This window comes from Parabacteroides sp. TM07-1AC (assembly GCF_003480915.1).
In the GTDB taxonomy this organism is placed as follows: Bacteria; Bacteroidota; Bacteroidia; order Bacteroidales; family Tannerellaceae; genus Parabacteroides; species Parabacteroides chongii.
This window is the reverse complement of the sequence record NZ_QUKD01000011.1, coordinates 39,697-63,355: the sequence shown is the minus strand read 5'-3', so window position 1 is coordinate 63,355 and position 23,659 is coordinate 39,697. Positions and strand designations below refer to the sequence as shown.

Below are 23,659 nucleotides of genomic sequence, written 5' to 3'. Positions count from 1 at the left end.
CTTCCTGTTTTATTCTTTGTATATCACATTAAATTCATATACGGAAGGAGGAGCCGAAGCCTTGGTAACATTCAGACGTATCTGTGAAGTCTGGTAAGGATAAGGGAAACGGATGACTTTACAATCGCCCATCGGTTCGTCGGAGACATATACGGCCTCCCACTGCCCATTCTTTTCAATCTCGATCCGGTATGATTGTATCCGGTTAGTCCGATAATTGGAAAATCCGTCTTCACCATTCTGAGTATCACAATATTCAAAAATGACAATCTTATTGAAAGGCTTGTCCTTGTCCAGTGGAATAGTCAATAGAGCAGTCGTATCTGCAGCAGCCCAACGAGTCTGCATACCTCCGTCAGTAGCCAATGCCGCCCCATACAACAACTCGTTATTCTCATAGACGGAACTGGCAAAAGCCGGCGATTGTAAAGACAGAAAAGAGCCGTTCCGGGGAAGTGGTTCCCCTTTTTTAATACCCAACCGTTTACCCAAAGCAATCACCGCGTTAGCCTCATGCTCCCTGATACGACCGGTCTGGTCCGGCGGAACATTTACCACCAATGTATTATCATTATCCGTACACCAGTAAAACAACTCTTCCAGTTCATCCAGGTCACGAACGGGAGAAAGTGCTTTTTTCTGGAACCAGTTCCATGCCTTACTGATACAAAGCGTATGCTCAAAAGGCAGATAATAAGACCGACCATCATGTAAATACTGCTTTTTATCCTGTTTATGAGCAATCTTCGGATCCCAAAGCCGGAAATCGCCGGGGAAATATTGAAAGGTGTATTTGTTATCGACGATCATAGAGTCGGGTAACGCAAACTCCCGTTCCCCTTCCTTCAGGACAATCGTGTGATTCACCCCGACAGCACAATGGGGTTGAAGCCTTTTGACCAGTGAATAGATTTCAGGCAATCGCCACTCTTCCGGCTTCTTATCCCATCCGCCGTCAAACCAGACTTCACAAACCGGACCGTAATTAGTCAGCAGTTCCGTCAACTGATTCGACATATAATCGATATACTCTCCAAAATCAGCATTCTGATAAACCGGCTCATGACGATCCCAAAGAGAATAATAAATGGCAAATTGCAAGCCATATTTCTTACAGGCATCAGAGACAGCCTTCACCACATCTGTTTTTACCGGTGAAGAAGCAACATCATACGTTGTATAACGGCTATCCCACAGACAGAAACCATCATGATGCTTGGTAACCAAAAGGACATACCGAAAGCCTGCATCCCGTGCCACACGTACCCATTGGTCACAGTCCAATGAATCCGGTCGGTACTTATCCACAGGGATCGTCCCATCCGACCATTCTTTTTCATCAAACGTATTGACTCCAAAATGAATGAACATCCCATACCCCCGCTTCTGCATCTCCAATTGCGTCTGATTGGGACAATCGGCCGGAACAATCTCCTGAGCCCGAAGCATTCGGGCCGGAGACACAATAAACAACAGTATAATGATAAACCGATAATTCATATGCTTTCAATTCTTTATTTTACCATCCCGGATTCTGAACCAGAGAACCTTTGGACAGGTCGATTTCATTCAACGGAATAGCCCACAGATAATCCCGTTCAGGATCAAATTTACGTGTTTCCACCCATACATATTCACCATCTACTCTCTTACCGTAGACAGGCTTCGTCACAGCCGCTTCCGTCGTCTTCCAGTGACGTGTATCATAGAGATAAACCCCTTCGAAGGCAAATTCCACACGTTTCTCTTTACGGATTGCTTCACGCATTTGTTCCTTAGTCAGATTGTCCGATAAAGGAGGAAGATCCACGCGGGCACGCACATCGTTCACCGCCTCGTATACACTGGCATCCGGTCCCGAAACTTCATTCTGAGCTTCGGCATAGATCAACAGGATTTCAGCATAACGAATATAGATAAAATTCGTCCATCCCGGATAGTTCATTCCATCATTTTTCGGATTCACATATTTCCGGATAGAATACCCCGTACGGGTCGAGTTACCTAAAGCAGCACCGGAACTATATGTTTTACCGGCAATCTCGCTGCCGTCGTACAGGATCGTATAATCCAAGCGGGGATCGCGGTTAGCAAACGGATTATTCTCATCGTAAAGCGCCGACTCCCCGATCGATTTACCATCCTTACATTCATACAAGTCGATCAGATCTTTGGCGGGAGACATCGCTTCCCATCCACCCATCATCTGGGGTGCGAAATACTGGTCGATCCAGCTGCCCAGGTCAAAATCTTTGGCATTTTCCATATACTGGTGGTCAAAGATCACCTCCTGGTTATTTTCATGATCCGGAGAAAACAGATCGCCATAGTTGGGATACAGAGAATAGACATTCATATCCATCACCGCTTTAGCATACCTGGCGGCATCCTCATATTTATTCATGAAATTACTGATGACCGCCTTTTCAGCCAGAGCCGCCCCTTTCGTCGCACGACCTACCTCAGCCTGTTTTTCCGGAAGCAAAGAGGCCGCTTTATCCAGATCTGCAATCACAAAATTATAGACCTCTTCCTCGGTGTTACGGGCTGGAATTGCCTCATTCAGTTCCAACGGTTTTTCGAGCAATGGAACCCCGCCATACAAACGGAGCAATGTCGCATAGAAATATCCGCGCATGAAATAAACTTCCCCCTTATAGACATTCTTGTCTGCTTCATCCATTTCAACCTGGTCTATATTCTGCAGGCACACATTACAGCGGCGGATACCCTGATAAGTCGTTTGCCAGACCTGTTGAAAATGAGAGTTGGAAGAAGTTGCCGTACCGGCGGAAATCTCTCCCTGGGCATTATACACATGAACCGGAACGGCATTATCCGTATAGCCGTCCAGCATGATCACGAAATTCCCCGGTTCCAGGGTATATCTGTATAAAGAAGTCGTGAATTTTTCCACATCATCCTGACTCTTCCAGAATGAAGCGTCAGATAATTCATCCCGGGGAATTTCTTCCAGGAAATTATTATTACATCCGGTCAGCATGCCTGTCAACAAAACAGAGGCCAATAATATATGTTTGATTTTCATAATAAGCTTACTTTCTATTAAAATGATACATTAACGCCAAAGGAGTAGTTTCTGGTCAGAGGATAATAGGTCTTAGTCGTGATCATTTCCGGATCCAGACCGTCGAAACCTGTGATTGTAAATAAGTTATCAATACTGCAATACAGTCTTAGTTTAGATAGTCCCGTATTGGTCAGAATATTCTGCGGCAAGGTATAACCGATTTGCAGATTCCTCAGCTTCAGATAAGAAGCATTCTGTGCCCAAAAAGAAGATGTCATATAGTTTCTGCTGGAACTGCTGATCGTCAGACGAGGATAAGTGGCATCCGGATTTTCCGGAGTCCAGCGATCCAGCCAACTGTCTGTCACTTTTCCTCCGTTATAGAAAGCCTTGCCGATTTCATCTTTTACAATGCCTTTTACCATACCAGCACCCTGCAATAAAGCTGTCAGGTCAAAGTTCTTATACTCGAAATTCAAACGCAGACCGAAATTGATCTTCGGGAATGTTGAGCCCAAAGACTGACGGTCATTCTGGTCAACCGTCTTGTTGCCGTCCAGATCCCGATATTTCAAATCTCCCGGTTGTGCTCCCCAAATCTGCTTCGGCGAGTTGTCGATCTCTTCCTGTGACTTAAAAATACCATCACAAACATAACCATAAATATTATCTACAGGGTCTCCAACAGAACGTCCCGGTGTATCTCCCCCGCTAAGGTCCGTAATCTCGTTATGGATATAGCTGAAATTAAAAGAGGTAGAATATTTAAAATCGTTCACCTGGTTGCGATGGGTAAATGCCAGTTCGACACCCGTATTACGAACCTTACCGGCATTTTGCATCGGAGCATCCACACCGACTATATCAGGAATCGGTAATTTCAGCAAAATAGCATTCGTATTCTTAATAAAGAAGTCACCGGTAAAAGAAAGTTTTCCACCCCAGAAATCGGCATCGATACCAATATCCGTCTGATTGGTCTTTTCCCAGGTGATAGCCGTGTTAGCCATTACATCATTGATAGAAATACCGGAGTAAAGAGCGTTTCCGAAACTACAGTCATAGCCGAAAGCATATGTGTTATAGAATGAATAATCATCTATCTCCTGGTTACCCAACTGCCCCCACGAAGCTCTGACTTTCAGATTATCTACCCAGTCGGCATTGAAGAAACTCTCTTCCGACAGACGCCAGCCTACAGAGAAGGATGGGAATACACCAAAACGATTATTTTTAGGAAAGCGGGAAGAACCGTCGTAACGTACGTTCGCTTCAAACAAATAGCGGCTGTCAAAATCATAATTCACACGGCCGAAAACCGAGCGCAAAGCATAAGCGACACTGGTACCTTCAGTCTCCTGCGTCGTCACATCACCGGCATTGATCTCACCGATCATATTATTTGTCGGCAGGTCTTTACGCAGAGCACTCAATAATCTGTATTCGTTATGTATCTGTGAATATCCCAGCAAAGCCTTTACCCCATGTTTGCCAAAAGTCTTATCATAATCCAAATAAGCCTGCAAATTCAGTTCCAACGACTTCTTGTCTATATTCTTCACCTGGCTACGGCTCGACTTAATCGGATCTTCAGAATCAGCCGTATAGAAATTCATCTTTTTCTGAAAAACATGCGTATCCTTCAAGTAATAAGTGGCAGCGGCATTACCTCGCAAATTCAAACCGTCCATAATCTTATAGACAAAAGAGGCATTTCCCTGGAAGTTATTGTTGTAAACATGAGAAACTCCACTGTTACGAGCTTCCGCCACCGAATTATGTTCATTCAGGAACAAACCGTAATTTCCATTACTGAACTGAATAGGAGTAACAGGAGTTTCACGAAATGCATGATACATGATATAATACATGTCTGTATCCGGATCACTCACAGTCGATGTAGCCGGTGCCATGCGGTCATCGCGTGAAGCCGATATATTCAGAGCCACATCCAGCCGGTTGTTGATCTTGGCATCTACATTGGAACGGATATTAAAACGGTTATAAGAGACATTCGGGATCAAACCGTCCTTCTTATGGAAACCGGCAGTCAAAGAATAGCGGATGCCTTCATTCCCTCCGATCACACTCAGATGATGGTTATGGAACAAACCGCTCTCACTCAATAAGGCATTCACCTGGTTGCTGTTGGCGAAATGATCCGGATCGTTTCCCAGGCGTATCTTTTCCAGGTCCGTATCCTGGAACGGAGCATTCGAACCATCGTTTCGGTATGCTTCGTTGAGCAATGTGGCATAATTGTAAGAATCCAGGTAGTTCGGAAGACGGCATGCAGCCTGCCAGCCGATATAGCCATTATAGGAGACAACAGGTTTACCGACAGCCCCTCTTTTGGTTGTAATCAAAATAACACCGTTGGCTGCACGTACCCCATAAATAGAAGATGCAGCAGCATCCTTCAGCACAGAGATACTCTCGATGTCATTCGGATCGACATTCGCCATAGAAGACTCGACACCGTCTATGACTACCATCGCTTCGGCATTTCCCAGCGTTCCGATACCTCTGACACGCAGATTTCCGGCATCGGCACCCGGTTGCCCTGTATTTTGTACGATCGTAACACCGGCAATTTGTCCCGTCAGCATATTAACAGGGTTGGAAGTCGTGCGGTTTTCCAGCATTTCCGACTTTACAGTGCTGACAGCCCCCGTCAGGTTGACTTTTTTTTGTGTTCCGTAACCTACGACTACGACCTCACTCAGGTTTTGTGAATCATCGACCATGATCACATTAAAAGAGCTCTTGCCGCTCACGGAAAGTTCTTGTGTCAGATAACCGATATAAGACACCTGCAAAACGCCTTTATCCTGTACGTCCAGAGTGAATTTTCCATCCATATCGGTTACAGTTCCGTTTGTCGTCCCCTTTTCGACCACATTGGCACCGATGATCGGTTCACCTGCCGCATCTTTGATAACGCCTGATATCCTTTTCTGTTTCTGCTGTTGTACCTTCGTATTCTGACCGGTTTCTTTTTTAGAGATAACGATCATTTTCCCCTGAATAGACCAGGTCAGATCTTCCCCTAGAATAGAAGCCAACACTTCCTCGACAGGAGCATCCTCAAAATTCTTCGTGATCAACTTATCTTCATTAACCACATCTTTCTTATAAATAATAGAATACTGCAGTTGTTTTTCCACTTCCTTTAAAGCTGCCTTTAAAGAAGTCTCCTTAAATTGATAAGTTACTTTTTGTGCATCCATGGTCAATGAACCGGACAGTAATAACGCCATGATCAATGACCTTCCAACATGTTTCTTGTAAGTCATACAAATTCAATTTACGATTAGATTTAATAATATTAACAATTGCGCTATTGTTTTCGAATGTAAATATCCCTTCCTGAGCGTTCATACCGTATCGGTATGATCCTGGAGAGGGCTTGCAGGATATCGCCTATCGTCTCTTCATTCCTCAGGGAGACACGGAAAGCGACATCCTTATTCAGACTGTCATCCAGCGTAATGGAAACATCATATTTCCTCGACAAGCGGACAGCCAGTTCACTCAATGTGATTTTATCATATTCTACACGTCCTTCAATCCATGAAGTGTATTGAGCCGTCTGCCCTTTTTCCCTGGATAGTTCCCCGTTCTGCTTATTCAGCCTCACTAATTCCCCCGGGACAACCGGGAAGTGTTTGCCCTTGTACAATATATCGATGGAACCTTCTAAAAGAGCGGTTGTAGATAATTCATCCTCATTATAAGAGGAAACATTGAATTTGGTCCCTTTTACGACAATATTATACTGATCGGTCTTTACAGTGAAAGGGATATTACCCGGCTGCTGCGTCACTTCAAAATAGGCTTCTCCAAATAAGGTTACCTCCCTGTTTTTTGTATTAAAATTTCCGGAATATTGCAAAGACGAACCGGCATTCAGATAAACGGTTGTCCCGTCGGCAAGCACCAGGCGGCTTTTCTCTCCCATTCCGGTCTTCAATGCAAAAAGATTTTCAGACATTCTTGTATAGACATATTGTTGTACGCCATATATTCCGCTGCCCAACAATAATACGGCAATAACAGCTGCTGCAACATACCAGGATAAATGTCTGCGTCCGGAAACAGAGACCTGCCGGTCATCCGAAGTATAGCGGACAGACATTCTGCCCTGCAGCTTTCTCCATTCATTATCGACTTCGGGTATCAACCTGGTTGAAACAGTCCACTCCTGCTCCCACCAACGGAACAGTTTCTCATTTTCAGATGCAGCTTTGACAAACTGAAAAAGGAGTTCTTCCTCTGCCAATGAAATACAACCGTTGAAATAACGGATTGCCAATTCCCGATAATAAATGTCTGACTTGTCCATAAAATAGTTTCTAAAGGATATAACAACTCATTTTATTTTTACCCAACCCCGAGGAGTAAACTTTCTACAAAAAAAATCTTGTCCCCGTAAGTACTGTATAATACTTTGGGAGCAAGATTTATACCGAATATCATTTTTATTTTAAAATCCAGGCGAGGATCGCAATATATATGTCGAGCGAATATCTATCTTTGAAATAATCGGCAAATTGTTTCAAAGCCTTCGAAATATGTTTTTCCACTGCAGTTGTGGATATTTGTAAAGCTTCGGCTATTTCACGGTTTTTCATCCTTTTGAAACGACTCATGACAAACACTTCACGACAGCGTTCCGGTAAGTTGTTAATAACAGTGTCGACTTCCTGCTGGAGTTCTTTATAGAGCAGGGCATGTTCCGGGTCCAGTCCAAAGTCCCAGCAATAAAGTTCTTCTCTGCCCGGCATCTCCTGCAAATAATCCAAAGGCTGCTGTTCGACCAGTTGTATATGTTTCAGGTAATTCATGCACGCATTGCGCACCATAGCAAACAAGAGGGACGATAAAGAAATAGCTTCGATCAAATGCCGTCTCTCCCAGAATTTCAGAAAACTCTCCTGTATAATATCACGTACGGCTTCCTCATCATGCAAAAATCGTGAGGCATATCCTCTCAACCGGGGATAATAGCTTTTGAACAGGAACTCGAAAGCTTGATTGTCCCCGTTCTTAATAGCCTGCAACAATAATTTTTCGTCTGTAAATATCCCCATTATACCAAACTCTCCTCGCAACAAAGAAAAGTAAATTTAAATGACTTTACAAATAAATCCCGTTTTTTGTGATGAAGGAACCTTCAGCTACCAAAAAGACTGTTTTCAGATTGGTTATTATAAAACACATAAAATTGAACATTTACTCCAAATCATTTGGAAATATAAAATCATTTACGATACATTTGTCTACGACAAAATCGTAGACAAGAATAACCTTATATTTTTCAACATAAAACAAACTACAAGATGAAACACGGAAATATTCTACTTTGCGTTGTATGCCTATTCTCACTTTTGAGCTGCAAACAACATTCCGAATCAGTCAAGCATTACGATGCTTTGTCTAACATCAAAAATGTGAAAGAACATATCCACGAAATATCCACTGGAGATATTGCCATATCTGACTTTGGGAAACCTTTTATTTTAAATGATTATTTGATTATCAGCGACTATAAGTCTTTCGACAAACTCATCTATGTTTTCGATAAAAATACTTTTACCTACCTGGCCAATGTAGGCGATCGCGGACAAGGGCCGTCCGAAATTGCCAATATGGGCAGCATTATCCCGGATGAGAAAAATAATGCTTTCTATGTTTTCGACCATGGCCATCAACTGTTATACGACTGCCCCATGGACAGCGTGCTTTCCAATCCGAATTATCTTCCCAAGAAAAAAGCAGATATAGACCCTTCAGAATTTCCATTCAAAATGCAGTATGTCAACGATACACTCGCATACGCCCTTTATATGCACGTCTTAAACCCGGGCGACTATACCCCCATGGTCGGCAAATGGAACATGCAAACAGGAAAAACGGATTTCATGGAATATACAGGCCATCCGGAAATCGAAAGGAAACGTGTCAGTTTCGCAGCTTCCACAGAGCATAATTTGTATGCGGAAGTATATTGGTACCATGATTTAATAACCTTGTGCACTTTAGACGGGAAACTGAAATATACACTATACGGAACGAAATGGGATAACCGAAAATCAAGCGACAATGGCTATTCTACGGAAGTAGCCTTTTGCAAGGATAAACTGATTGCCGACTATTTAGGAGGTCCCAGATTCGTAAAAAGCAATCAAATAACCGAAGATCCGACCCGACTAATCGTCTTCGACCTGGAAGGAAATTATTTAACAACATTAGAAATCGGATATGCCATCCTCTCTTTCTGTTACGACAAAGACAATAACCGCCTTATTTTCGTCTTTAACGATGAAATCCAATTCGGTTATTTAGATCTTGATGGTATTGTATAGATTTTCCATTCTAAAGATAGTAAAACTCAAATTCATCAATCATAATGGATAAAAATACTACAATTGCAAAAAGTATCCATTATGATTGACAAAAATAGCTTTATCCGAAATATGTAGTCAGCATGGACAATTTCAATATTGGAACCAATGAAAAAGGGATCAAACAGCTACATATACGTGATTTTTTACAAATGAATATATAAAAAATAGCAACAAATCCCCCGATCACCCACCACCAACGCTTCTTGTTAACAGGAACAGGAAGCGTTGTCTCCCGCTCCGTGGTATGAAACCGACGGGAACGGGTACCGATCTCCTTACTCTGCATACTACAGGTATCTTTTTGTGTCAGGGCATAGCGGTTTCCGACAACAGCCGTCCGGACACTGGAAATATGCTGCCGACCGTTACTGTCAGGAACGGACAAGGTTATTTCCTTCCAGGATATCTGCGTTTCGCCATCCCACTTCCACTGCCGCCCCATCTGTAAACTGTCGATCCGTTCGACCGACAAAGAATCTCTCCCCGTCAACCTTCGCTCAGACTCTGTTTTTTTCCGTACCCCACAACCGTAAAAAAACAGACAAATGCTCAATAAACCAACCGGTAACGCGATATTATTCCTGCTTCCCATCTTTCCCGTATTTATATTTATAACTATAATCCACCCCGAACAACGCCCCGGAAAAAGTAGAAACCTCCCCGAAACCCACCAGCACCGAATTATGGATCTCCCCGGTCGGACTGCACCAGAACCCCATAAACAATAAAACAACTCCCGCCAACGACAACAATACGGCGACCAACAACTGACAGTTGACCATCGCCCCGAACCTCCTACAGCCTCCCATACTCTTCCTCCGCATTAAAACAGGGACACTCCTTCAGCCACTCGTCCGGCGTGATCTTTCCGTCACCGTTCCTGTCAGGCGACAGGTCACGATGTCCGCAAATCCTACAACCCGGATGTCTGACAAGCAACAACAGCAATAGAACCCGTATCGACTCTTTCTGCTCTTTCGTACGCGTATCTTTCGGCCGTCCTCCGGCATCCAATCCCCCTTCATAGCAAATCCCCAGGCTGAAACGATTGAAGCCCTTCACATGTGCCGGGATCTGCTCCGGCGGACGCATCGAAACGATCTCTCCCGAACGACGGATATAATAATTATAACCGGCAGAAAGGAATCCGCGTGCCTGATGGTCACGCTCCAATTGTTCGGGAGTATACGCCATATTTTCGCGGGTAGCCGAACAATGCAAAACAATCAGATTAATTTTTCTCATGATACCTGTTTTTTAGTTTATATTTTATGTAAAGCCAAAAGTATCAAGAGTAATAAAAACAAATAGGAGATCAATCGGGATAGCTAGGAATAAGGGGGACTACAAAGAGCTAAAGCCTATATTTTGTCAATTATGATTGACAAAATCGTTCCTTCCAAGGAACGATTTAACAACAAAAGTGTTCCGTATGTGGAACACTTCTCAACCAATGTTCAGCCAATCATTTATTTTTTTTTAGATAATTCAGATTTCATCTTTTTGTCGTATGCTTCCCCTCTCGATACCAAATACTCAAATTTAACGACATTATCGGTAATCCTTATATGAAAAATAAAAAAAGCTCTATAATCACCGATGCGAATCCGATATATAGATTTATAGCCAACAAGTTTTTTACAATCTGTAATTTCATCTATGCTTTTAGCATTCTTTACCTCCCGAATCATATCAAGAACAGAAGATAAAACTTTCCCTGACAGTTTATCTACAGCTTTTAGAAAAGGTTTTGAGTATTCCACATTCATAGTAAACCATATTTTTGTTCAAAGGCTTTTTTTTCAGCTTCACCGACCATTTCATGACCTTCCGGCTGACTTTTAGAAAGAAATGCGTAAGTTGCAACATCTTCCAAATTTTGAGCAGCAGATATTAATAGATTTTCCATATAAGCCTTTGCAGATTTCCCTTCGCGTGCAGCTTGTACTGATAAAACAGTAATAACATCTTCCGGAAGATCCAATAACTTCTTTCTCTTTTCGATTTTATTAGTTGAAATTGTCGTTGACATACTAGTTATGTTTCAAATTAATAATTCCTATTTTTACGCGAACTAACACACCACAAAGATATATAAGTTATATAACATATATAAGACATATCGATTATATATTGCTTTTATAACATTCATTAACCAACAATCCGGAATGAAAAAACTCGAAAGAAAAGAGCCGAAGGCTGTACCCGGACAGTTTTGCCGCAGGGACTTCGTTACTTATTTATCGGATTTTCCAGGTTTCCGGTTCACCCAGATGATCGATCAGGATAGCCACCTGACGAGGTGTATATATGCGCTGTCCCTTCTTGTAACCGGCCTTCGTCAAGTCGGCCAGCAAATCTTCATCCCGTCGGATCCATTGCGACAACTGCGAAGATGCCGACTTGGGTAAGATACCCGGAAAATATAACATAGCCAGTTCTGTATGGCCATACACTCTGTTCTTATCCATGGTTGTCTTGTTTTTGTTTTTTTTCCTTGAGTAATAAATATTCCTGATACGTGATACCACCGGATGTCTTTTCTTCCGGCTTTTCCTCTTTCTTTCGCGCTGCCAAGAAACGCCTGGTTTCCCTGCAGCGTTCTTCTATAAACTGCACCAGGGCACTGGCAATAAACAACGCATCCACCATCCCGTAAAAACGACCGTAACGGCCGCATTTCAGACGATGGAAGAATAACAGCAGCTCCGATACCTTCAGATAGGGGTATTCGGCCAGCATCAATCTCGACAACTCTTTCTGGCGGTCGACAGACATCTTCTCTTTTACGCCGGCAAACAAATTAATATTCTCCAGCTGGATACAATTCCATACAATAAATATCTGCTCGCCATAACCGTCGCGAACCGTTTCGAGCGAAGGAGCCGTCCCGAAATAGGCACGTTCGGTATAGCGGGCGGCCATCACCTGCATATCCGGGTTAAACGTATTCAGGAATTTCTCCGCATTCCCGTATCGCGCCTGCATATCAGCAACCTCTTGTTGCTTCTTTTGCCATACGGAGAAGTTCTTCCCGTCGGGCAGCTTCTCCGTTATCGTTTGAAAATTGAGCTTCATTTGATTTTCCATGTTGTGTTGTTGTTTTCTTTTTATTTCCATTTCCATTTGTGGGGGTTATTGCAGCAGAAACCGGGGTTTCTGTAACAATAACCGGAGTTTCTGTTCCATTATCCGCCGTTTTTGCAGCATGAATACCACCATACACCGAATCGTCCGGAATTTCCAGATCCGGATCGATCACTGCCACGCTTCTTTTACAGATCTCCCGAAAACGGCGTTGGATACCAGCCGACGAGAGCACCTGGCGACATTCCAGCAATTCGCTGTCGAACAAGCGGACCGCCACACAGTAGAGTACAATCTCTTTCACCTCCGCCTCTTCCAGCCCGAGCGTAAAAGCGATGTCGAAACAAAAATCATTGCTGTAAGGAATATAATATCCTCTCTCTCCATAAATCTCACAGAGAATAGTCAGATACGTACAGATGCCCTTACACCCGTACCGATGGGACAAACGTTGTATTTTCCGGTCGGACAGCATAGCCGTATCCAGCGGAAAATACTCCAGTCCCTTTTTTAATGGTCTGGCCATAATCATTTTTTTTAGTGTTAATAACTCGAAGCACCGACGGTTAACAAGACCGGTGCGAAAGAGAGGAGAAAAAACTTCACAGGATTACCACTTGCGTTATAAGACAGCAAAGGTTGAACTCCAAACTTTCGTTTAAAATTCAACCTTCAGACTCTTTCCCACAAAGATAGCCTTTTTGACGAAATGACAACTTTAACGGGCAGTTGTAAACACTATGATATGTTAAAAAATATTACCCGGTCAGGTAATTTCATTTTCCCGGTATAGAAACTCGATTTGGGTGGTATAGTAGTTACATTTTGATAGTTCCAAGTTTTACTTTAAAGATTGTCCGGATTTTACTTTAAGAAATGTCCGACTTTTACTTTAAAGATTGTCCGTTTTTTTGTTGTAACGCTGTGCCGGATTCAAAAGCTGGGACTTCATATCTTTTATACAAATGAAATTCTTGTGTCCGGTAAAACAACAGAAATATTTTCTACCGGATTGATAGAAATCTTAGTCGCATGCAGCCATGCTAACTTTTGTTTTAACTTTTGCATCCAAATACTCATTCGGGTTTTATATTCCTTGTCATTCGCTACGTCCAGCTCGATACACACTATGATGACTATCTTCTTCCGGTCATCAAGCAACAAATGATTGATTTGAGTGAAAAAAGCTTCATCATTGGTAGAAAACCTAGCCGAATTGGTAACTGTAGCGATTGTGTCTCTTACTTTGACAGCAATCCTACGCATCAGTTCTTCACCACCACCTTGAAGCACTTCCCGAGTACTTTCATCGTCTGTATGCCCCTTATAATTTTTGATTTCTATAAGAAATAACTTATTGCTGTCATAAACTCCCAAAAAATCTACCGCTTTAGTAGGATGTAACACCTTACTTACTTTTCTATGTGCCAGATGCTCATCGTATTTGACTACATTCCATAAAGGAGTCTGGAACTCAAAATTTATACCACTTTCCTGAAAATCAATCATATTTACTAATGAATTGCTGTTCCAAATCATAAAAGGCTGCATATTCTTCCAAAATAGGGTTCTCTTGTATGCCTGCTAAAATTTCACTTTCCTCCACCATGATTCCCTTGCCTTCTTTTTTCAATCCAAAGAACTTGACATACGTACCGGTGTGCTCCTTGTACTCGGAATACAGGGACAATGTATGCGTAAGCAGATAGTCATGAGTAGCAATAAAAATTTGCAAACCACATTCCTGGAGTACGCGAATAAACTTTGCTACGACCTTGATGAGTGCCGGGTTCAAGTTAGCTTCGGGTTCATCCCAAAACAAGATCGTATCCGAATTAATTTCTCCATTTAGAATGAGATATAAGATAGATGCCAACTTACGAAGTCCCTCAGCAACCAGGTGGGCCTCCATGTTCCCATTTTCCGTTTGTATATAGAAACGTCCGTTCATCTGCAACACCTTGAACTGTAATTCCCGTTCAAGTAGTTCAATAGCAAGTTTCAGAGGATTGTCTTCCGACTCACGTAATACAGGGAGTGCCAGTGAATGTGCCAGATTAATATAAGTCTGATCGAACGAGATTTCCCGTTTGCTACTCAAGCCGATAAAACCTTCAAATAAAGAGAACATTTCGCGCGGAGGAATGTAGATAAAATGACGCTCGTTCCATTTTTCGTCTGCTTCCAATTTCACAGTAGTTTTGGATGTTGTTGAAAAACTGAACTTCAGCAACTTATCATCTATTGTAACCGCAATATTAGCCCTTCCTGAAGAGATTTCCTTGTTGACCAGATTTCCTATAGTATCCGGTTTGAAATAGTATATCATGTCTTCCGCCAAAATAAGCTCAAACTGTTCTTTGGAAGCAGAGTTTTTACCCTGAAAATCATGGCGTGCTTGCAAGGTCGCAGCCAAACACTTGAGAACGTGTGTTTTGCCTGTTCCATTTTTACCAATAAGGACATTTATTCCTTTTGTAAAATCGAATCGATTATTTACAAAACCTGTAAAATCAGTTAATAAAATACTATTAATCATCGCATTCCTCTCATTCGTGACTATGTAGCTACAAAGATAATTCAAAATATCGGAAGCAGCAAAGTTGAATACTACGAAGTGTAAAGCTCAGGGGAGAATGACTTAAAATCTTGAATATAAAAAGGGAATCCTTATCTTTGTACCCTGATGAAAGCACTTAAAGCCATACTAGTATTAACAGGACTTTACTTTTTATTTTCCTGTACGTCGAGCATATCCTATCCGGAAGCCATGCGAAAAGCAATGAGTTGCATGGAAGATCGGCCTGACAGTGCTTTGATTTACCTTTCTTCACTCGACTCCGTTATTCAGTACGAACCGAAAGAGACACGGATGTATTACGGATTGCTGACGACCAAAGCTCAGTATAAAGAATATATCCCACTTACCTCCGATTCATTGATGCAAGAAGTAGTTCACTTCTATCAATCGTATGGAAACGCAGATAAATTGATGGAAGCCTACTATTATTTAAGTGCGGTGTATCAAGATTTAAAAGATGCTCCCCAAGCATTACATTTCTGCCAACAGGCAGCCGAAATAGGTAAGCACAGCCAACGATATGAAATATTAGGACGCATTTATCAGGATATAGGTACTTTATTGGCGTATCAATCGTTGTATGAAGATGCGTTGGATGCATATAAAATATCTTATATTTATAATTTAAAATGGAGAAAAGGGGTAGGGCTTGTCTATGCCTTACGTAATCAGGGACGGATGTATAAATCATTAAACCAGCCTGATAGCGCAGAATATTACTATCAGGCAGCTTATAAGAAAGCTTTTGAGATAAACGATCTGCGAGTTATCAATGCAATATCATCAGAATTTGGGAACGTTTATCTTAATTTAGGAAAATTAGACTCAGCTAAAAGTATCTTTTCCAAAATTCCAGAGTTTAAAGATGATGCCATCTACCTACAAGGGATAGCTCAGAGCTATCAATTAACAGCACAAGCGGATTCAGCAGAGTTCTATTATCTGCAAACTTTAGAAGAAGGTAAAGAAAATCAGAATATTTATCTGAAAAGCAAGAGTTATGAAGCATTAGCAAAACTAGAGGCCCACAAAGGCAATTATCATTCAGCCTTCGATTATGCTCAAAAAAGTCTAGAACTTGAAGATTCAATAAAAAAGATTACTCGGACAGAAGCCATCGGAAAAATACATGCGCTTTATAACTACCGGCATACGGAACAAGAGAACCAACTGTTATTACTGAAAAACAAACAGAGACAGATCTACATCTATTTACTTATCATCATTTTGTTGATAATGGGTGGCTTCGTCGCTTTTTATTTTTACTATACCAAAAAACAAAAACGTTTGGCCCTGGAACAGATAAATCGACTCTCTTGGCAAAAAGAAGAGCAAGAAAAATATAGCGTGGCTCGTCAACAAGAGAATGAGAAAAAAATACAAGAAATAAAAAAGCAGTTACAGCAAACGAATGAGGAAAATGAAAAGATAAGTAATTCTCAGATCCAAGATTTAAAAAAGCAGCTAAGCCGGTCTGAAAAGAAGCAACTGGAAGCTCAGCAAAAAATACTGGAATTATCAAACCAATTAATCGATGCAAAAAAATATGAAACACTGATATTGAAAGACACCTTTGAAAATTCACCTATATACGAACTGTTTCATAAAGCGGCCAGCGAAAACAGTAAGACAAAAATTAAAGATGAAGACTGGATACTATTAAGACAAGAAATAGATAAAGCATATAACGACTTTACAAATCGGCTCAAGGCTTTGTTCCCTCCAATAACCGAACATGAGCTACGTTTATGTTATCTGATCAAAACCAATATTTCCCCTTCCGGTATGGCTCAAATCCTGAACATTTCCACATCTGCTATCAGTAACGGACGCTCCCGCCTGTATAAAAAGATATACAACGAAGATGGGAAAGGGGAATTACTAGACAAGCTAATCATTGATTTTTAGTGACTTGCCATCCCCTCCAAAATTGTAAACTCAGTTTACATCAATTGTAAATTCTGTTTTACCAGCTTTCTCAACCTTAGAGTATACTTTTGCAATCGTAAACAAAAACAAACACAAATGATGAAAAGGTCTATAGCTATTTTATTTATTACAATTTCTTTTCTGCTCGCTCCTTTTGTAAAAGCGAATGCAGATAAAGAGAATTGGTATCCTGAGAATGATCGATCCATTTCCTTTTTTCTATCCATAGAAGAAAACAACCTCCATATTTATTCCGACAAACAATGGGATAATATCGGTGTTCAAATGATTGATCCGAATGGTAGAACAATTTATGTAAACATTATTACAATTCCTGCAGAAGAAGAATTGACTATTTCTTTATCCTATCTGCCGGAAGGGAATTATCAAGTAACATTAACGAAGGACAATCAACCGATCACTTGGTATTTGACAAAATAATATTCAGATAAAATTCAACTTTTACAACTCTATTTTAAGAAATGAACACTCACCCTATTATTGGTTATTTAGGAATCAGTCTTTTATTGCTGGGTAGTTGCCGGATGCCGACACCAACTCCGGGTATAGAGGAAGCGCTGTCGAAAGCCGGTAGCAATCGGGAAGAGTTGTTTCAAGTAATCAAACATTACCAAAAAGGGACAGACTCATTAAAACTGAAAGCAGCTCTTTTCCTGACTGAGAATATGACAGATAAGTACTATCTTACCGGAGAAGCTATTGATGAATATTATACATTTATCGACTCCGTTTACCAAATCCGGCAGGAAGAATATGATATTCCCGCGATCTATGATGAATTTAAGAACAAAGCAAAATATCTAAAGGAAAAGCCGACAATCAATCAGGATGTACAAACCTTGTCAGCTGACTACCTGATCGAAAATATCGAAGATGCTTTCGCCGTATGGAATCGCCCGTGGAATCAGCATTTGAATTTTGAAGAGTTCTGCGAGTTTATCCTACCTTACCGCGTAGGATCAGAGATACCCGAAAGCTGGCGACAACTTTATCGGGAACGCTTTGAACCATTATTGCAGTCGGATACCATCCAGACAGCAAAACAGGCATGTACAGCAATCAATAATGAATTGATAAAATTACCGATTCATATTGCTAAATCTTCGGTTATGCCAATAGGATTGCGCCCAAGCACATTAGTCAATATCAAATTCGGCTTATGTGGGGATTATGCGAATCTGGCATTATTTGCTATGAGGGCATCAGGGATACCGGTTGCAATAGAAATCGTTCCACATTGGGGACGTGGAAATAATTCACATGTATTTAACGTAGTCTATGACAACGATCGTACATCGCACGATTTTTCGGGTGCGGAACAGAATCCGGATGAACATTTGATCCGCTTTAAAAACGAAATCCCCAAAGTATACCGGAAAACATTTGGCAAACAAGGTAATTCATTAGCCATACTCCATGGAAATGAAGATATACCTCCATTCTTCAAAAACGCCTATATGACTGACGTAACAGGAAATTATTCTTTCATCGGAGCAAAAGACATTACCATTCCGTTACCGGATAAAACAAATAGAAAATTTGCCTACCTCTGCGTTTTCGACCCGCACGGATGGACTCCGATTGGATGGGGCAATATAACCGAAAACAAAGTAAAATTCCAGGCTGTCGGTCCTAATATCGTTTATCACGTAGCACTATATACAAATAAAAAGTTAGAATTAGTAGGCGATCCGTTTTTATTGGATACGTTAGGACAAATTTCTTACTACACACCACAGGCAGAAACGATGGATTACGTACTAGAACGAAAATATAAAGATGCGACATATTTAGATTATCTGCCACCATTGATGGTCGGTAGCCAATTTCAAGGAGCAGATAATCGGGAATTTAAAAATGCGATTACATTTTATACAATTACGGAAGAGCCAGATTTTAAATACACCACGGTTGTAACAGAAAACAATACACCGGTAAAATATATCCGATACCTGGCATCCGACAAAACCTGTGGGAATATGGCAGAAGTAGAATTTTATTCTACGAATTTCGACAATCCTTTACAAGGGAAAGTGATTGGTGATTATGAACCAAGCATCTATTATCCACGCAACGGAGCAGCAATGATGTTCGATGGCGATCCGTTGACGTTCTTCCATACAAATGATACGTTTAGCTGGGGAGGATTGGAACTAGATAAGCTGACAGCGATATCAAAAATACGTTACATCATTCGTAACGATGATAATGGTATACGTAAAGGGCATGAATATGAACTCTTTTATATGAATCAGGGAAGTTGGGAGTCATTAGAAAAACAAATAGCAATAGAAGATGACAAGCTACTATATAAACAACTACCAAAAGGTGCTTTATATTGGCTTCGAGACTATACAAAAGGGAAAGAAGAAAGAATATTTGAAATAAAAAAAAATACAATAATTTGGCATTAACAATGGAAAATCTGCAAGAATATAGGAAATCATCTTATGCAATTCCTGTTTGTGTTGATAACACACAAAAAAGATATATATTGATCCATGGATATACAGGGGCATTGGATTTAGTATCTGAATCAATTGCTTTACTTTTCAACGAAAAAAACATGGATGAACCTTTACCAACAAACTTATCAGAAAACATTCTACTCTTTTTAAAAAAACGAGGATATATTACACATAAAACGAAAGAGGAAGAACATTTGTTGATGAATAAAATATCACACTCTCTTCAAGCATATTATCTGCAAGAGAAAAAAAAGTTTTATTTACTCGTAAATTATAATTGTAATTTCCGATGCCCTTATTGCTTCGAAAATTACATTTCCAATAAAGGTAAGGAATGGAGTTGTCAAATTATGACAAAGGAAATTGTCGACAACGCTTTTAAAAATATGTTGTTTATTGAACAGGATAGAGAAAAACATTTAAACGAAATCATATTATACGGCGGTGAACCTTTAATGGAACAAAATATTAACATTGTCAATTACATTGTAAATAAAGGAATTAGTCTAGGCTACAAATTTGCAGCCATATCAAACGGATATGATTTAGACTTATTTGAGAATTTATTGGGTGAATCGATGATAAAAAAGATTCAAATCACCTTGGATGGGGATAAAAAATATCACGATAGCCGTCGTTTCCATTACCGAAAGGGAGCTTCTTATGATAAAATAGTAAGCAACATCCTATTGGCTCTTGAAAAAGGGACACACGTCAGAGTTCGTTCTAACATGGACAGCAATAACTCGGAAAGTATTCTTAGAATGGTAGAACACTTTCATGATTTACATCTTTTTGATAATAAACTATTTTCATTTTATCCAGGATTATTAGAAAATAATGCAAATAATCTACTAGAGATACCAGATAAAAAACATATTGAGTATTTATCTTCCGACATTTTTGAAAATCAGCTTTCAAAAATGGAAGAAACAAAAGGCAGTCTATCTGTATTGTTTTACAATGCGTTCAAAAACAAAGCCCCTATCATGCTACATGCATCTTATTGTGGTGCTAATGCAGGTATATATATTTTTGACCCCAAAGGTGACATCTACAGTTGTCTTGAAACCGTAGGGATTCCTAAAAATATCATTGGGCATTACAATGCTGAGAAAATTGAATGGACAACACAACACAAATCGTGGAAAGAACGTTCTGTAGATAAAATAGCCCAATGTAGCCAATGTCCTTATGCTTTGCTATGCGGAGGCGGTTGTGCAGCTAAAATCATTGATAAAGATATAAGAACTCCTTACTGCAATAATTTTCCTACAATTTTAGAGCTCAATATACGAAAAGCATATAAAGATTTTTATAAGGTACAAAATGCCTTATAAATTTATTATTTACTAATTAATCTATAAAAAAATGAAGTCAAAAAAAACGAAAGAAGAAGTTTCTTCGCTAAACAAATCTTTTTTGGAGGAAATGTCCATTGAAGAATTGGAGAGTAGATTGGAAACAGATCCTTTAGCTGTCGGACAGTTATTGCAACTATCTACCGATTCCGACCAAGAACCTGCAGTTGCTAGTTGTTGTTTGATTATTAGCTGTAAAGGTAATGAGTAAAGGTAACGAGTTTTGAATCTAAAATGATTAGTTATCGGTATTTGAAATACCGATAACTAATTTTTTCGCACCTATAAGTCTCCATACATAAAGAATAACAATATAAACATTATACATCAATAGTTGACATATATTCTTCAAATGAAATCATAATAAAAAGAGTTGAGAACCGTTCAAAAATGAAATACAACCATTGATATAAAATCAAGATACAAATCATTATAAAATAAGACCCTATCATGAAACGATATATATTTACAGTATTAGGAACTTTAATTTCCGTTTTTGCATTTTCCCAAAAGATTGAAATTAAAGGAAAAATCCTAGATACGGAAAAACAAATTTTGGAAGGGGCTTCCATTGCTCTATACAAACAAGATACTATTTTAGTTACGGGAGGTATTTCTGATGTCAAAGGTGTATTTCGGTTAAAAAACATCACGCCAGATACCTATAAAGTTGTCATTTCATTTGTCGGCTTCATACCGGAAAACATAAAACTCTATAATTTAAAACAAAATATCGATTTAGAAAATATACTCTTGCAATCAGATACGGAATTAAAAGAAGTTGTTGTAACAGCTTCAAATAGGCGTTATGAAGTTAATCGTCAGATTATAATTCCTACAAAATCTATAATGGATATATCTAATAATGGATGGAATTTAATGAGAAATATGCAACTTTCCCGTATCCAAATTAACCCTATAAACAATGAAATAACTACAGACAATGGTGAAAATGTCATCTTACAGATCAATGGCATACAAGTAGAAAAAGAAGAAATTATGACTTTAGATAGTAAAAATATCATCCGAATTGAATATTTAGACCAGCCAGGTGTTCGCTATCAAGCTGGAGCCGTTATCAATTACATAGTTAAACAAAGAGAACAGGGTGGTTATTTTATGGCTAATGGAAATCAAACTCTATCAAAAAACGGTATAAACCAATATACATTAGCAGGAAATTACAATTGGAATAAATCTCAATTAGGGATTATTTTCGATTATAATCAATCTCATGTAAAATGGACACGTGAAAACGAATACAATTACATATTTCCGAACGAAGAAATAACTCGTATCGAATCCGGAGTACCGACATTATATAATGACAAAACACTGAAGGCTTCTATTAAATATTCACTATCTGATGCAGATAAATATTTTTTCAGTGCAACACTACGTAACAACTTCAATGATGTACCCAATCAATTTTCTGATAGACAAGGACATGCAATTAGTTCTAATACTAATAAAAAAACCTTTTTCCAAGACTTTTCTACATGGAAAGAGAATGCGCCATCTTTAGATTTGTATTATCAGCACAATTTAAAGAACAAACAATTATTGATATTCAATGTAGTAGGCACATATATAGATTCTAAAAGCAAACATAATTATTTTGAAAGTATTGATAATATTTCCATATCGGATATAAACTCAATCATAGACGGAGAAAAGTATTCTATCATTGCTGAAGGTATATATGAAAAAGATTTTCAACAAAAAGGAAAATTGAGCGTAGGAATACGACATAACCAAAGTCGTACAGAAAATGAATATAGTGGAGATATTCTATCCAAGATCAATTTGAATTATTCAGAATCTTATTTATTTGCAGAATACAACTACTCAAAGAATCAGTTCAGTCTGAATACAGGCTTAAGTGGTAAATATACCTATTATAAGCAAGGAGATGAGGATTATAAAAAATTAAACCCTCAACCTCGTTTACTATTACAATATTCACTCAACAAAAATATGGTACTTCGTTATCGTCTGAATATAGCTTCATCTTCTCCTTCTTTGTCTGATTTGAATGACGTAGAACAAGAAATAGATACATGGCAGATAAGACAGGGTAATCCTTCTCTGAAAAATAGTACTAATTACAGCCAGAGTTTGATGTATTCTTATAATAACAAATATATAGGTATCGAATTTAGGGGTACTTATACATATTTAGACAATCCTATTTCCGAAACAATATTCACAGAGAACAATCGAATTATCAACACAATCGAAAACCATAAGAACTGGCAACATATTCAAATACAATCGACATTCAACATCCGTCCATTTGGTCAATATATATCATTACAAATCCGCCCCAGATTCTCACGTTATATTATGAACGGAAATAATTATACTCACACTTATAACAATTTATCGCTATACGCAACTTTAGTTGCCAGTTATGAGCGTTGGTTCCTCAATGCACAAATGGAGACAAGATATAATACGCTAATGGGAGAAACTATTGCTTATGGCCAGAATTTTCACATGGTTGGCGCCGGATACAATGCTGAAAAATGGAATATATCAGCAGGTTTATACCTTCCATTCTCTAAAAACTATTCACAAGCTATTCGAAATTTATCAAATGTAGCATCCAGCTATTCAAATGTTCATACAAAAGATTTTCGAGCATTAGTCTATATAGCAGCTTCTATCAATTTAGACTTTGGAAAGGTAAAACAAAATAATCATCAACGGATTAATAATCAAGATTCCGGATCTAGTATTTTGCAGTCAGGAAAAATTAGCATGTAAAA

At 39.4% G+C, this 23,659-nt stretch carries 22 protein-coding genes; 7 read left to right on the top strand and 15 right to left on the bottom strand.

Going from position 1 to position 23,659, the window contains the following annotated elements; all coding sequences use genetic code 11:
* Positions 1–9 precede the first annotated feature (9 nt).
* The 5 genes from DXD68_RS19445 to DXD68_RS19425 all read right to left on the bottom strand — a co-directional run bounded on the left by DXD68_RS19445 (position 10) and on the right by DXD68_RS19425 (position 8,124).
* On the bottom strand, positions 10–1,500 hold the full coding sequence (locus DXD68_RS19445) for an alpha-L-fucosidase (RefSeq protein ID WP_122363156.1): 1,491 nt from the start codon (positions 1,498–1,500) through the stop codon (positions 10–12).
* Positions 1,501–1,519: 19 nt separating this feature from the next.
* A complete protein-coding gene (locus tag DXD68_RS19440) occupies positions 1,520–3,049 on the bottom strand; it encodes a RagB/SusD family nutrient uptake outer membrane protein (protein ID WP_122363155.1) in 1,530 nt (509 codons plus the stop codon).
* 17 nt (positions 3,050–3,066) lie between these two features.
* A complete protein-coding gene (locus DXD68_RS19435; protein WP_233577251.1) occupies positions 3,067–6,048 on the bottom strand; it encodes a SusC/RagA family TonB-linked outer membrane protein in 2,982 nt (993 codons plus the stop codon).
* Positions 6,049–6,371: 323 nt separating this feature from the next.
* On the bottom strand, positions 6,372–7,376 hold the full coding sequence (locus DXD68_RS19430; protein WP_122363154.1) for a FecR family protein: 1,005 nt from the start codon (positions 7,374–7,376) through the stop codon (positions 6,372–6,374).
* A gap of 136 nt (positions 7,377–7,512) precedes the next feature.
* The gene (locus DXD68_RS19425; RefSeq protein ID WP_122363153.1) at positions 7,513–8,124 is read right to left on the bottom strand and encodes an RNA polymerase sigma-70 factor; all 612 of its coding nucleotides are present in this window, start codon (positions 8,122–8,124) and stop codon (positions 7,513–7,515) included.
* A gap of 249 nt (positions 8,125–8,373) precedes the next feature.
* On the opposite strand from DXD68_RS19425, the gene DXD68_RS19415 reads away from it, so the two are divergent.
* The gene (locus tag DXD68_RS19415; protein ID WP_122363151.1) at positions 8,374–9,399 is read left to right on the top strand and encodes a 6-bladed beta-propeller; all 1,026 of its coding nucleotides are present in this window, start codon (positions 8,374–8,376) and stop codon (positions 9,397–9,399) included.
* Positions 9,400–9,499: 100 nt separating this feature from the next.
* Here DXD68_RS19415 and DXD68_RS24035 read toward each other — a convergent pair whose 3' ends face one another.
* The 10 genes from DXD68_RS24035 to DXD68_RS19365 all read right to left on the bottom strand — a co-directional run bounded on the left by DXD68_RS24035 (position 9,500) and on the right by DXD68_RS19365 (position 15,067).
* Complete coding sequence (locus DXD68_RS24035; protein WP_147383014.1) at positions 9,500–10,033, bottom strand: hypothetical protein; 534 nt, start codon at positions 10,031–10,033, stop codon at positions 9,500–9,502.
* A complete protein-coding gene (locus DXD68_RS19405) occupies positions 10,017–10,250 on the bottom strand; it encodes a hypothetical protein (protein ID WP_233577242.1) in 234 nt (77 codons plus the stop codon). The genes DXD68_RS24035 and DXD68_RS19405 overlap by 17 nt, the downstream gene beginning before the upstream one ends.
* Complete coding sequence (locus DXD68_RS19400) at positions 10,237–10,686, bottom strand: N-acetylmuramoyl-L-alanine amidase (protein WP_122363148.1); 450 nt, start codon at positions 10,684–10,686, stop codon at positions 10,237–10,239. The genes DXD68_RS19405 and DXD68_RS19400 overlap by 14 nt, the downstream gene beginning before the upstream one ends.
* Positions 10,687–10,910: 224 nt before the next feature.
* Positions 10,911–11,210, bottom strand: a complete 300-nt coding sequence (locus DXD68_RS19395) for a type II toxin-antitoxin system RelE family toxin (protein ID WP_122363147.1) — start codon at positions 11,208–11,210, stop codon at positions 10,911–10,913.
* Entirely contained in the window at positions 11,207–11,473 is a 267-nt protein-coding gene (locus tag DXD68_RS19390; protein WP_122363146.1) for a hypothetical protein, read from the bottom strand. Before DXD68_RS19390 ends, DXD68_RS19395 begins: the two co-directional genes overlap by 4 nt.
* Positions 11,474–11,681: 208 nt before the next feature.
* Complete coding sequence (locus DXD68_RS19385) at positions 11,682–11,912, bottom strand: DUF4248 domain-containing protein (RefSeq protein WP_122363145.1); 231 nt, start codon at positions 11,910–11,912, stop codon at positions 11,682–11,684.
* On the bottom strand, positions 11,905–12,531 hold the full coding sequence (locus DXD68_RS19380) for a DUF6633 family protein (RefSeq protein ID WP_233577240.1): 627 nt from the start codon (positions 12,529–12,531) through the stop codon (positions 11,905–11,907). Before DXD68_RS19380 ends, DXD68_RS19385 begins: the two co-directional genes overlap by 8 nt.
* On the bottom strand, positions 12,431–13,054 hold the full coding sequence (locus DXD68_RS19375; protein WP_122363268.1) for a DUF4373 domain-containing protein: 624 nt from the start codon (positions 13,052–13,054) through the stop codon (positions 12,431–12,433). Before DXD68_RS19375 ends, DXD68_RS19380 begins: the two co-directional genes overlap by 101 nt.
* A 431-nt stretch (positions 13,055–13,485) precedes the next feature.
* Positions 13,486–14,037 (bottom strand): NERD domain-containing protein, encoded by a 552-nt coding sequence (locus DXD68_RS19370; RefSeq protein ID WP_122363143.1) that lies wholly within the window; start codon positions 14,035–14,037, stop codon positions 13,486–13,488.
* Positions 14,030–15,067, bottom strand: a complete 1,038-nt coding sequence (locus tag DXD68_RS19365) for an AAA family ATPase (protein ID WP_122363142.1) — start codon at positions 15,065–15,067, stop codon at positions 14,030–14,032. The genes DXD68_RS19370 and DXD68_RS19365 overlap by 8 nt, the downstream gene beginning before the upstream one ends.
* Positions 15,068–15,214: 147 nt before the next feature.
* On the opposite strand from DXD68_RS19365, the gene DXD68_RS19360 reads away from it, so the two are divergent.
* The 6 genes from DXD68_RS19360 to DXD68_RS19335 all read left to right on the top strand — a co-directional run bounded on the left by DXD68_RS19360 (position 15,215) and on the right by DXD68_RS19335 (position 23,657).
* The gene (locus tag DXD68_RS19360; protein ID WP_147383013.1) at positions 15,215–17,017 is read left to right on the top strand and encodes a hypothetical protein; all 1,803 of its coding nucleotides are present in this window, start codon (positions 15,215–15,217) and stop codon (positions 17,015–17,017) included.
* Between the two features lie 117 nt (positions 17,018–17,134).
* Entirely contained in the window at positions 17,135–17,479 is a 345-nt protein-coding gene (locus DXD68_RS19355; RefSeq protein WP_122363140.1) for a DUF3244 domain-containing protein, read from the top strand.
* 41 nt (positions 17,480–17,520) lie between these two features.
* Entirely contained in the window at positions 17,521–19,473 is a 1,953-nt protein-coding gene (locus DXD68_RS19350) for a transglutaminase domain-containing protein (protein WP_122363139.1), read from the top strand.
* Positions 19,464–20,867 (top strand): radical SAM/SPASM domain-containing protein, encoded by a 1,404-nt coding sequence (locus DXD68_RS19345; RefSeq protein WP_147383012.1) that lies wholly within the window; start codon positions 19,464–19,466, stop codon positions 20,865–20,867. Before DXD68_RS19350 ends, DXD68_RS19345 begins: the two co-directional genes overlap by 10 nt.
* A 31-nt stretch (positions 20,868–20,898) precedes the next feature.
* Positions 20,899–21,099: a hypothetical protein gene (locus DXD68_RS19340; protein ID WP_122363137.1), complete on the top strand. Its 201-nt coding sequence runs from the start codon at positions 20,899–20,901 to the stop codon at positions 21,097–21,099.
* A 239-nt stretch (positions 21,100–21,338) separates the two neighbouring features.
* Complete coding sequence (locus DXD68_RS19335; RefSeq protein WP_122363136.1) at positions 21,339–23,657, top strand: outer membrane beta-barrel protein; 2,319 nt, start codon at positions 21,339–21,341, stop codon at positions 23,655–23,657.
* Positions 23,658–23,659: the final 2 nt, after the last annotated feature.

Coding starts and splice junctions, on each gene's coding strand:
- DXD68_RS19440 (WP_122363155.1), bottom strand. CDS start 3,049: ATGAAAATCAAACATATATTATTGGCCTCTGTTTTGTTGACAGGCATG.
- DXD68_RS19385 (WP_122363145.1), bottom strand. CDS start 11,912: ATGGATAAGAACAGAGTGTATGGCCATACAGAACTGGCTATGTTATAT.
- DXD68_RS19400 (WP_122363148.1), bottom strand. CDS start 10,686: ATGAGAAAAATTAATCTGATTGTTTTGCATTGTTCGGCTACCCGCGAA.
- DXD68_RS19340 (WP_122363137.1), top strand. CDS start 20,899: ATGAAGTCAAAAAAAACGAAAGAAGAAGTTTCTTCGCTAAACAAATCT.
- DXD68_RS19365 (WP_122363142.1), bottom strand. CDS start 15,067: ATGATTAATAGTATTTTATTAACTGATTTTACAGGTTTTGTAAATAAT.
- DXD68_RS19375 (WP_122363268.1), bottom strand. CDS start 13,054: ATGGCCAGACCATTAAAAAAGGGACTGGAGTATTTTCCGCTGGATACG.
- DXD68_RS19335 (WP_122363136.1), top strand. CDS start 21,339: ATGAAACGATATATATTTACAGTATTAGGAACTTTAATTTCCGTTTTT.
- DXD68_RS19355 (WP_122363140.1), top strand. CDS start 17,135: ATGATGAAAAGGTCTATAGCTATTTTATTTATTACAATTTCTTTTCTG.
- DXD68_RS19350 (WP_122363139.1), top strand. CDS start 17,521: ATGAACACTCACCCTATTATTGGTTATTTAGGAATCAGTCTTTTATTG.
- DXD68_RS19435 (WP_233577251.1), bottom strand. CDS start 6,048: ATGATCGTTATCTCTAAAAAAGAAACCGGTCAGAATACGAAGGTACAA.
- DXD68_RS19360 (WP_147383013.1), top strand. CDS start 15,215: ATGAAAGCACTTAAAGCCATACTAGTATTAACAGGACTTTACTTTTTA.
- DXD68_RS19430 (WP_122363154.1), bottom strand. CDS start 7,376: ATGGACAAGTCAGACATTTATTATCGGGAATTGGCAATCCGTTATTTC.
- DXD68_RS19395 (WP_122363147.1), bottom strand. CDS start 11,210: ATGAATGTGGAATACTCAAAACCTTTTCTAAAAGCTGTAGATAAACTG.
- DXD68_RS19445 (WP_122363156.1), bottom strand. CDS start 1,500: ATGAATTATCGGTTTATCATTATACTGTTGTTTATTGTGTCTCCGGCC.
- DXD68_RS19390 (WP_122363146.1), bottom strand. CDS start 11,473: ATGTCAACGACAATTTCAACTAATAAAATCGAAAAGAGAAAGAAGTTA.
- DXD68_RS19405 (WP_233577242.1), bottom strand. CDS start 10,250: ATGGGAGGCTGTAGGAGGTTCGGGGCGATGGTCAACTGTCAGTTGTTG.
- DXD68_RS19425 (WP_122363153.1), bottom strand. CDS start 8,124: ATGGGGATATTTACAGACGAAAAATTATTGTTGCAGGCTATTAAGAAC.
- DXD68_RS19415 (WP_122363151.1), top strand. CDS start 8,374: ATGAAACACGGAAATATTCTACTTTGCGTTGTATGCCTATTCTCACTT.
- DXD68_RS19370 (WP_122363143.1), bottom strand. CDS start 14,037: ATGATTGATTTTCAGGAAAGTGGTATAAATTTTGAGTTCCAGACTCCT.
- DXD68_RS19380 (WP_233577240.1), bottom strand. CDS start 12,531: ATGGAAAATCAAATGAAGCTCAATTTTCAAACGATAACGGAGAAGCTG.
- DXD68_RS24035 (WP_147383014.1), bottom strand. CDS start 10,033: ATGGGAAGCAGGAATAATATCGCGTTACCGGTTGGTTTATTGAGCATT.